Source organism: Endozoicomonas sp. YOMI1 (assembly GCF_024606345.1).
Lineage (GTDB): Bacteria > Pseudomonadota > Gammaproteobacteria > Pseudomonadales > Endozoicomonadaceae > Endozoicomonas.
The window spans coordinates 1-10083 of record NZ_JAHHPM010000014.1 but is presented as its reverse complement, the minus strand read 5'-3'; the positions used below and the strand labels follow the sequence as shown (position 1 = coordinate 10083).

9 protein-coding genes are annotated in these 10083 nt (G+C 50.7%); 1 reads left to right on the top strand and 8 read right to left on the bottom strand.

Annotated features, from left to right (window positions below; all coding sequences use genetic code 11):
* From KDK15_RS00565 to leuC, 7 genes are all read right to left on the bottom strand, one after another.
* Positions 1–187 (bottom strand): hypothetical protein (locus KDK15_RS00565; protein ID WP_257293417.1); only part of this gene is annotated, 187 nt, incomplete at its 3' end.
* Between the two features lie 202 nt (positions 188–389).
* Complete coding sequence (locus tag KDK15_RS00560; RefSeq protein WP_257293416.1) at positions 390–2660, bottom strand: FimV/HubP family polar landmark protein; 2271 nt, start codon at positions 2658–2660, stop codon at positions 390–392.
* Between the two features lie 115 nt (positions 2661–2775).
* Positions 2776–3795: an Asd/ArgC dimerization domain-containing protein gene (locus tag KDK15_RS00555; protein WP_257293415.1), complete on the bottom strand. Its 1020-nt coding sequence runs from the start codon at positions 3793–3795 to the stop codon at positions 2776–2778.
* Between the two features lie 362 nt (positions 3796–4157).
* Positions 4158–5279 (bottom strand): aspartate-semialdehyde dehydrogenase, encoded by a 1122-nt coding sequence (gene asd, locus KDK15_RS00550; protein WP_257293414.1) that lies wholly within the window; start codon positions 5277–5279, stop codon positions 4158–4160.
* 62 nt (positions 5280–5341) lie between these two features.
* Positions 5342–6424, bottom strand: coding sequence for a 3-isopropylmalate dehydrogenase (leuB, locus tag KDK15_RS00545; RefSeq protein ID WP_257293413.1), 1083 nt, complete (start codon positions 6422–6424; stop codon positions 5342–5344).
* A 14-nt stretch (positions 6425–6438) separates the two neighbouring features.
* Positions 6439–7089, bottom strand: coding sequence for a 3-isopropylmalate dehydratase small subunit (gene leuD / locus KDK15_RS00540; protein WP_257293412.1), 651 nt, complete (start codon positions 7087–7089; stop codon positions 6439–6441).
* Positions 7090–7099: 10 nt separating this feature from the next.
* Positions 7100–8566: a 3-isopropylmalate dehydratase large subunit gene (leuC, locus tag KDK15_RS00535; protein WP_257293411.1), complete on the bottom strand. Its 1467-nt coding sequence runs from the start codon at positions 8564–8566 to the stop codon at positions 7100–7102.
* 283 nt (positions 8567–8849) lie between these two features.
* On the opposite strand from leuC, the gene KDK15_RS00530 reads away from it, so the two are divergent.
* Positions 8850–9740, top strand: a complete 891-nt coding sequence (locus tag KDK15_RS00530) for a LysR family transcriptional regulator (protein WP_257293410.1) — start codon at positions 8850–8852, stop codon at positions 9738–9740.
* Positions 9741–9794: 54 nt separating this feature from the next.
* On the opposite strand, the gene KDK15_RS00525 is transcribed toward KDK15_RS00530, so the two are convergent.
* Positions 9795–10083, bottom strand: a 289-nt coding sequence (locus KDK15_RS00525) for a hypothetical protein (protein ID WP_257293409.1), incomplete at its 5' end; no start/stop codon positions are given.

Genomic DNA, 10083 nt, shown 5'->3' with positions numbered 1-10083 from the left:
GTATTTTGCGAAATTTGCCGTACATCCATACTGTCGCTTTTTCTTCCGGCAGTTTCTTAACCTGTTCTGCCGTCATCTTGATGCCGTATTTTTTTTGCCGTCCTCGTTTCTTTACGGTGGGTGTTGGCGGCAAGGCATAGAGAGCCCGATTTGAAGGTATCCGGCCGGGGCGGCCATCCTGCAACAACCTCTATGTTCCCTGAGGATTACTTGATGATCTGAAGAGAGCATGGCAACCATCTCGAATTTGGTCGTTGGAGATGGTTGCTTTTAGCAGATTATGCGCCGGAACTATTGTGCTTATAAAACTCTAAAGTCGAGGCATAAAAAGAGAAAGAAAAAAAGAGCTCACAAGAGCTCTTTCAGAAGTAGAGAGTTGATCAATCAGATCAATTGGTTCCGGCATTCTCCAGAAGTAACATAGCTTCCTGCTTCTGTTCATCACTGCCCTGCTCCATAACTTCCTGCAGGATTGCAGAGGCCCCTTCCCTATCCCCCATGTCCATATAAGCCCTTGCCAGATCAAGCTTGGTGGCAACCTCATCACCTTCGGAGAGGAAGTCCAGGTCATCATCCAGAGAAGCTTCAAGGTTTGAACCACCCTCATCAGAGAAAGCTGCCTGACTATCCCGGGCAAGCACATCGTCTGCCTCAGCACCAAAATCAAGGTCATCCAGATCATCAAGCTCACTGGTCTCAAACTGTGCAGCGGCTTCAGGCTCTTCATCCAGATCAAAATCATCCAGATCAAAGTCCAGATCATCCAGAGAGTCATCCCCCTGCTCATCAGCATCCAGCTCAAGTCCATCCAGATCAAGGTCTGGCATCTGATCAATCTCGTCCGGCGCTGAAACACCTTCAAATGCGTCAGGGAACCTGGCCTTGAAGACCTCCGCTTCACGCATGGCAGCATCATCACCCGCTGCCTCCAGATCGGCTAATACCTGATTAAACTTATCAAGATCGCCACTTTCTGAATGAACCTCAAGAAGCTTCAGCTTAAGGTCAGATCTTCCCGGTTCATTCAAAATTGCCTGAGTCAATAGTTCCTCAGCCTGGTTCAAACGACCATAGGCAATATAAATATCTGCTTCACTCAGCGGGTCTTCGGTCTGCTGAGTCGTTTCCCCGTCTGCTTCTTCATCAGTGATCGAATTATCGATGGCCAGCGCTTCATCAAACTTAAGTTCATCCTCTGCGCTGGGAGAGGCTGTTGGCTTTGGGGAGGCATCAATCGGTGCCTCCTTGTTCAAATTGATAGGTTGAATGTCAACATCTTCATCGTCCAGTGCTTCCTGCTGTTTCCTGCGCCGCTGATAAAAGAGCCAGCCAGCTCCTCCCAAAGGTATCAGAGCCAGAAGCAGCAACAGTAGTGGGTTACCAAAGAGCGTATCCATCATACCTGGCCCGGAAACTGTCTCAGACTGGCGCTTCATGGGTGAGGCAGGTACTGACCGGGACTGATTCTGCAAGGCAGCCATCTGATCATCTTTCATGGCAACCAGGCGCTTCAGGGTAGCAATCTGATCATCAAGATCTTTCAACCTGCTCTTGAGCTCAGCATTCTCCCGGCTCAGCTTATCAAGCTGTTCACGGGTCATGGCCAGCTCGGTCTGCAACACGGCATTGCCACCGGCAGCATCCCCACCAAGATCCTGCCCACGTCCGCTGGCTGCATCACCGGAAACGATGGCCAGCTGACCATCTACAGACTTTCGGGAATCCGTGGAGACGGATGACGTTCTCCTGGTAGCATCCAATTGAGCAACCTGGCTGCGCCCCCGCCACTCACGATTCTGTCTGGCTACATCAGCAACCGCTTCACGGACCGTCAAACTGGTAATATCATTGCGCCCCGGAATCCGCAAAACTTGCCCGCTCTTGAGGCGATTAATATTGTTATCAATAAATGCCTGGGGGTTGCCACGCTGAATCGCCAGCATGGTTTGCTGTACCGTCACTTCGGAGTCGGGACGCACTCTCTCAGCAATTTCCCAGAGGCTGTCATTTCTGTTCACACGATAAGTACGGGATTGGCTATCGGCCAAATCTGAAAAGGCGTCATCACGACGGGAAGAAACCCGCTGAACCTGTTGCCGCTGAATGGAGTCACGATATTCAATGGCTTCCCGTGACGGCGCATAGTTGCGGCTTATCTTGTTACTATTTGCCCTGGGCGGCTGGTCCCACACAGGGTTAGTTCCATAATGGGGCGGAATGGATGCGGGCTTGACAACAGGCGCTGAAGTTTGACCATTAAAGGCTGGAGGATCAAGGAGAAGCGTATATTCCTTCAACAAGCGCCCACTTGGCCAGTGCACCTCAACCAGAAAATTAAGATAAGGCTCATGGACTGGACTATCACTGGTGATCTTGATCAACCCTCTGCCATCAGGGCCAACTTTGGTAGTAAACCGAAGATTATTCAAAATGAAAGGACGCTCTACACCAGCCCGCTCGAAGTCTGTTTTGCTGGCCAGGTTAGAGAGGATCTCGTTGCGAGTGAGATCATTGACCTGCATTAACTCTATCTCAGCCACCAGGGGCTGATTCAAAGCAGAATACAGCTTCACCTCCCCCAGACCCAGCGCATGGGAATTAATTGAAGCGATCCCCCCTGCCAGCGCTGACATCACTACGACAAGTTTTTGCAGTTTCATCGTAAATCCTTGTTTTATGCGTAGACTGTTTGAGCCCCTTCTGCCTTAAGCTGGAGAGAAAGCAGCCCCCCCTTTCTCTAAACAGCAAGGAAACCCAAGCAGTTAGACTAAGTTATCACTTAGCAAAGTCTTTTATCAATAACCCAATCAATTCAACAGCATGAACAGCACTCCTCTTGAAGCTATCGGCCACCATCCAGAAACTCAAGTCGGTTGCATAATCTGACTGCTGCCGGAGCTTGCCAATATGCAGCTGATCACTCCCCGCAGCGTCTTCAAGGGTGGGTAAATCTGAACCATCAGCCACTGATATTTCGGGAAGTTCTGTTAGTAAAGACTGTATTTCCTGAATATCAACCGGTTGGACAGTATCCAGATCAACAACATAGCTGTCACCAAAAAATACCGGGGCTGTGATGCAGGTCACACGAATGTCCAACTCCTCTCCCAGGGCCACCAGAAGTTCATTGTGCATATTGGCTTCATTGCCGATTTTCTCACTCTCTCCGATACCATCTTCCGGAATCAGGTTGTAGGCCAGGCGAGCGAAAAGATCTTCATGCTCTACCGGCTTGCCGTTAAGCAACTCAATGGTTTGCTTACGCAGGGCATCGACACCCTTGTTACCAAGGGCAGCGACCGGCTGCATAACCACCAGATTGATACGGCTGAGGGTGAATCGCTGGTGCAGCTTTTGCAGCAGAGGCAGTAAGCAGGCAACAGCAGATCCGGGTACGGCAAAGTAACGATTATCTATCGCCTCTTCGATAAAATGCTTATTCAAGTCAACCATGACCGGCACGGTATATCCCTGGGATGCAGCCCCCTTTGCAGCATCAATAATAACACAACCACTCTCAACTGCCCGGGTCATCAATTCCGCATTTCGGTGACACCCGGCTGGCATCACCAGAAAATCAGTGGCGGAAAAGTCAGCTTCATCAGCGGGAATAAACTCCAGTGTTTCTCCATGAAACTCAACGGAGCCTAAAGCCTGTGCAGACTCAACGAGCGGATAAAGGCTCATTACCGTTAGCGGCTCACCATCAAACAATGATTCTTCCAGTTGCCGAACTAAAGTTTCACCGGCCAGTGTGTCGGCAGCGCAAATAGCAATATTGTATGTTCGGTTCATGGATAGAAGGCCCCGCAAGCCAGAGAAAGTATGGGGATCGTTGACATTTTCAGCCAAAACCACACAAATGATAAAAAACCGTCGACTTTATACAGGGCGCTGGTATCAGGCAAGCAGTTTCAGGCAGTTCCTTTGGAAAAGTTGCTGGCAAAGTCTGTCAGCTGTTGTTCCTTTAACACAATAAATTCGTTTTATGGTTATGTTTTATTGTTACAAAGGTACAAAAATGCTTCGTACCATTAAACTATCATGATTCCGGGCAGAAACAGGTTGTTTCATATTCTGCAGGCTCCGGTATGCATTCCCACGCAGAGCATGGGAACGAGGAGGGTGTGTTGTATGGGTATTGGCGCTTTTCTGCACTAGAGCAGTATGGTCAACATACGACGCAGTGGCTCTGCTGCTCCCCACAACAGCTGATCTCCCACGGTAAATGCTGTCAGATAGTCAGGCCCCATATTCAATTTGCGCAGGCGGCCCACCGGAATATCCAGACGGCCAGTGACCGCAGCAGGTGTCAACTGATGCATAGTCTGTTCCCGGTGATTTGGGACCACGGATACCCAGTCATTGGCACCGGCAATCATCGCTTCAATATCCGCCATGGGAATATCGTTACGCAGTTTGATGGTCAATGCCTGACTGTGACAGCGCATGGCTCCAATGCGAACGCAAACACCATCCACCGGAACCGGTGAATCCTGGCGCCCGAGAATCTTGTTGGTCTCTGACTGAGCCTTCCACTCTTCACGGCTCTGGCCATTATCCAGCTCTTTATCAATGTAAGGAATCAGACTGCCTGCCAGTGGTACACCAAACTCACTCTGCGGAAAATCAGTACTTCTTAACAGGGAGGAGGTCTTCCGATCAATATCCAGAATGGCACTGGCAGGGTCAGCCAGTTCGGCAGCAACATTGCTCTGGATTGAGCCCATCTGGCTGATCAGCTCACGCATATTTCTGGCACCGGCACCACTGGCTGCCTGATAGGTCATGGCACTGACCCACTGCACGGCATCCTGCTGAAAGAGCCCGCCAATGGCCATCAACATCAGGGAAACCGTACAGTTACCACCGATAAAATTCCTGACACCATCATTCAGCGCACGGTCAATCACAGCACGGTTGACGGGATCAAGGATAACCACGGCATGGTCGTTCATCCGCAGGGAGGAAGCGGCATCGATCCAGTATCCCTGCCAACCACTGTCACGCAATGGCTGGAAGACTTTGCCGGTATAATCGCCACCCTGGCAGGAAATAATAATGTCCATTTCACGGAGGGCGTCTACATCATGGGCATTCTGAAGGTCACCCACAGGCACACCAACATCGGGTCCGGGCTGACCAAGTTGCGAGGTGGTGAAGAAGACCGGCTCGACACCCTTGCTCTGTAGGCGGGCAAAGTCGTTTTCTTCCTGCATGCGCTCCATTAATACGGAGCCCACCATGCCTCGCCAGCCAACAAAACCTACTTTTTTCATACTGCGCTCCCCCGAAAGAACAGCCTCTGCTCAAAACAGAAGCCGCCAACATTATATATTCGTTATGCATTTAACAAACAGTCAACAACCGCATCACCCATTTCAACGGTTGCCACTAACTGACAACCTTCAGAGGCAATATCCCCGGTACGATAGCCTTTACCCAGAACATCACTGACCGCTTTTTCAATGGCATCCGCTGCGATACCTTCTCCAAATGAATAGCGAAGCAACATCGCCAGCGACAGAATCTGCGCCAGAGGGTTCGCCTTGTTCTCCCCGGCGATATCCGGTGCCGAGCCATGCACCGGCTCATACATCCCCTGGTTCTTTTCGTTCAGGGAGGCTGATGGCAACATACCAATCGAGCCGGTCAACATCGCCGCACAGTCGCTGAGGATGTCACCGAACATATTACCGGTCACCATCACATCAAACTGTTTCGGCGCCCGAACCAGCTGCATGGCGGCATTATCAACGTACATATGGCTTAGCTCTACATCGTTGTAACCAGCAGACTCGGCAATAACCACCTCCCGCCAGAGACCAGTCACTTCAAGAACGTTGGACTTGTCCACCGAACAGAGTCGTCCACCCCGTTTCCGGGCTGCTTCAAAAGCCACTTTGGCGATACGACGGACTTCAGACTCCCGGTAGACGTAGGTGTTATAACCTTCCCGTTCACCATTTTCCAGGGTACGGATGCCACGGGGCTCTCCAAAATAGATGCCACCGGTCAGCTCCCGTACAATAAGAATATCCAGACCAGCCACCAGCTCCGGCTTCAAACTGGAGGCTTCGGCCAGTTGCGGGAAAAGAATGGCCGGACGAAGGTTGGCAAAAAGGTCCAGTTCAGAGCGAAGTTGCAACAGCCCTTTTTCAGGACGGTTAGCCATGGGTTGATCATCCCACTTCGGGCCACCCACCGCACCAAACAGAATCGCATCGGAGTTCCTGGCCAGTGCCAGGGTTTCATCACTCAGCGGAACACTATGATGATCAATGGCCGCACCTCCCACCAGACCATGACTGACTTCAATATCGAGCCCAAAACGCAGTTTGGCCGCATCCAGTACTTTCAGGGCCTCAGCCATAATTTCAGGGCCGATGCCATCACCCGGAAGACATAAAATCTGCTTGCTCATGAAAAGCTCCGCTTTTAATTATTTTTACTGGCGAACAACCAGGGATTATCTGCCTTGTAACGCTGTTCAAAATTGCGGATCTGATCCGCATCCTGCAGGGTCAGACCAATATCATCCAGACCATTGATCAGACAGTGACGACGAAATGCATCAATACTGAATGGCAACGCTTCGCCATCAGGCTTAATCACCACTTCACGCTGCAGATCCACCGTCAGCTGGTACCCTTCACTAGCTGCCACTTCATTGAACAGCTGCTCTACCACCTCATCCGACAGGGTGATCGGGAGAATGCCATTTTTAAAGCAGTTGTTGTAAAAAATATCCGCAAAGCTCGACGCGATCACACAGCGGAAACCAAAATCATCCAGGGCCCAGGGGGCGTGCTCCCGGCTGGAACCACAGCCAAAATTCTGCCTGGCCAGCAGGATGGAAACGCCCTGGTAACGGGACTGATTCAGGACAAACTCCGGATTCAGTGGACGTTTGGAGCAATCCTGCCCCGGATAACCTTCGTCCTGATAGCGGAGTTCATCAAACAGATTGACACCAAAGCCGGTTCGTTTGATGGACTTGAGAAACTGCTTGGGAATGATCATGTCCGTATCAACGTTGGCACGATCCAGGGGAGCCACTAAACCCTGATGAACGGTAAAAGCCTGCATGATTCTCCCCTTACACTACGGATGTCTGATGATCAATATCACGGACATCAACAAAATGACCCGCAATGGCAGCCGCAGCAGCCATGGCCGGACTAACCAGATGGGTTCGCCCACCAAACCCCTGACGACCTTCAAAGTTACGGTTAGAGGTGGATGCACAGTGCTCTCCCTGTCCCAGTTTGTCGGCATTCATGGCCAGACACATGGAGCACCCCGGCTCACGCCACTCAAGGCCAGCTGCCAAAAACACCTTATCCAGCCCTTCTGCCTCAGCCTGGGCTTTGACCAAACCCGAGCCCGGCACCACCAGCGCCTCTTTAACCGTGTCAGCCACCCGCCTGCCTTTTACGACAGCTGCCGCCTCACGCAAGTCCTCAATGCGCGAGTTGGTACAGGAACCGATAAACACCCGATCAACAGGAATGTCGGTAATCTTCTGGCCAGCGGTTAATCCCATATACTCCAGGGCACGGGCGTGGCCTTCTTTACGGGTTTCATCCGGCGCATCCTCCGGGCAAGGCACCCGGGCATCCACCGGCAACACCATCTCCGGGGAAGTCCCCCAGCTGACCTGTGGCTTTATCTCAGCGCCATTGAGCACAACGATTTGATCAAAAACCGCATCACTGTCTGAATGAAGGGTTTCCCAGACCTTGACTGCCTGCTGCCACTGTTCACCCACAGGAGCAAACGGCCTGCCCTGCACATAGTCAATGGTGGTCTGGTCAACCGCCACCATTCCCGCCCGGGCTCCGGCTTCAATGGCCATATTGCAAAGCGTCATTCGCCCTTCCATGGTCATATTACCAATCACGTCACCACCAAACTCGATGGCAAAACCGGTACCACCCGCTGTACCAATACGGCCAATGATGGCGAGGATCACATCTTTCGGCGTGACTCCGGTGCCCAGGGAACCATCAACCCGAACCAGCATGTTCTTCATCTTCTTGGCCACAAGACACTGAGTCGCCAGCACATGCTCAACTTCTGAGGTTCCGATACCGTGAGCCAGTGCACCAAAAGCACCGTGTGTTGATGTGTGCGAGTCGCCGCAGACAACGGTCATGCCGGGCAGGGTAGCGCCCTGTTCCGGGCCAACCACATGGACAATACCCTGGCGCTGATCCTGCATATCAAACTGGGTGATGCCAAAATGATCACAGTTGTCATCCAGCATCTTTACCTGGATTTTCGACACCGGATCTGCAATCCCCTCAATACCGTGCTGACGCTCATTCAACGTAGTAGGTACATTGTGGTCAGGCGTGGCGAGGTTGGCATCCAGGCGCCATGGCTGACGACCGGCCAGCTTCAGCCCCTCAAAAGCCTGTGGTGATGTCACTTCATGGAGCAGCTGCCGGTCGATATAAATCAACGCGGAACCATCATCACGCTGAAGCACAAGGTGGGCATCCCACAACTTGTCATAAAGCGTTTTACCCCTGCTTTTCACATTGAAAGCCTGGCCAGCCATCGAACCATCCTCATTGCTGCAATAAAACAGAAAAAGACTGTTTTTTTTTGATTTATTAAGCAGTTTTATTACTATTTCTTTCGCGCACATGACACTTTTATGAGCCAGACTACGCTTCCCGATGAGTTTGCAACGATACGTCAACAAACTCTGGTATTTTTATAAAAAATTTCAGCTTATTTCTAAAAATGACTATCCTAGTCGCTCATAAAAAATTACTCAAATTCATCTTTTTTATGCTATCAATAACTTTCTGGAATCATTCAACTTGGTAAAGGGAGCCATGGATACCACCAATATCACTGCCTTTCTGGCCATCGTCGACACAGGGTCTTTTTCAGAAGCGGGTGAAAAACTGTTTCTGACCCAACCAGCAGTGAGCAAAAGGATTGCGGCCCTGGAAGAACAACTGGGCACACCGGTATTTGACCGGATCGGCCGCCAGGTCACACTGAATGAGGCGGGCAAAGCTCTGCTGCCCAGGGCAAGGCAGATGCTTGAACTGGCTCATGACACCAGGCTGGAAATTATCAACCTGAGTGGTGAAGTGAAAGGCCCTCTTTCCATTGCCACCAGTCATCACATTGGCCTACGCCGACTGCCTGGTATTTTAAAAACCTTCACCAAAAATTACCCTGATGTGAAACTGGATATCCGGTTTGTTGATTCAGAAGCGTCTTATGAGATGCTGAGTCGTGGAGAAATAGAACTGGGGATTATCACGCTTGCTCCGAACAATCCACCCAATATTTATGCAGAGACACTCTGGCACGACCCATTGGGATTTATGGCAGCCTATGACCATCCTCTTACCGGATTGGAAACTGTCTCAACAAAAGAGTTGAGCCATTACCAGGCCGTGCTGCCTGGCAGAAATACGTTTACCTATCAGGTTGTTCAAGACCTGTTTGACCAGGATGGCTTGAAACTGCAAACTGCCATGTCCACCAACTATCTGGAGACCCTTCGAATGCTGGCAGCAATCGGCCTGGCCTGGTGCATTCTGCCTTTAACCATGCAGGATGATGATCTGCATGTCCTCAATGTGGAATTCAAGGGAGCACAATCACCGCCCAGCCGGAAACTCGGATATATTCTTCACCCGAAGAGAACCTTGCCCAATGCGGCAAGAGCCTTTATCAAATTATTGAAACAACAAAAAGATGAGAGCTAAACAGAACCGGCCTGAGTTGCACAGACCACTTGCCCTGAAACTGCCCGGGTTCCGTCAATATTTTTTTCCATAGTCCTGGTAATACTTGAGCAGAGATTCACCATCGGTCACCACCCGCTGGCAAGGATTTGGCGGTGGTGGCAAGGGAATTCTGTGTACACCACATCGTTCAATGGGATAGTCAGGCAATCCCATCTCACGAAAATCACTCAATGTCTGCTGTGATGGTAGATAAGTGTTCCAACTGCGGAAGACAGGGAACAGAAAAACAAACTTCTTAATGCATTCATAAGTAGTTGGCCAAATGGAATCGTATTTTCTGGCTAAGTGGGCAGTTACTATG

Excerpts from the sequence above, each read along its gene's own strand:
- leuC (WP_257293411.1), bottom strand. The coding sequence starts at position 8,566 with ATGGCTGGCCAGGCTTTCAATGTGAAAAGCAGGGGTAAAACGCTTTAT.
- KDK15_RS00560 (WP_257293416.1), bottom strand. The coding sequence starts at position 2,660 with ATGAAACTGCAAAAACTTGTCGTAGTGATGTCAGCGCTGGCAGGGGGG.
- asd (WP_257293414.1), bottom strand. The coding sequence starts at position 5,279 with ATGAAAAAAGTAGGTTTTGTTGGCTGGCGAGGCATGGTGGGCTCCGTA.
- KDK15_RS00555 (WP_257293415.1), bottom strand. The coding sequence starts at position 3,795 with ATGAACCGAACATACAATATTGCTATTTGCGCTGCCGACACACTGGCC.
- leuD (WP_257293412.1), bottom strand. The coding sequence starts at position 7,089 with ATGCAGGCTTTTACCGTTCATCAGGGTTTAGTGGCTCCCCTGGATCGT.
- KDK15_RS00530 (WP_257293410.1), top strand. The coding sequence starts at position 8,850 with ATGGATACCACCAATATCACTGCCTTTCTGGCCATCGTCGACACAGGG.
- leuB (WP_257293413.1), bottom strand. The coding sequence starts at position 6,424 with ATGAGCAAGCAGATTTTATGTCTTCCGGGTGATGGCATCGGCCCTGAA.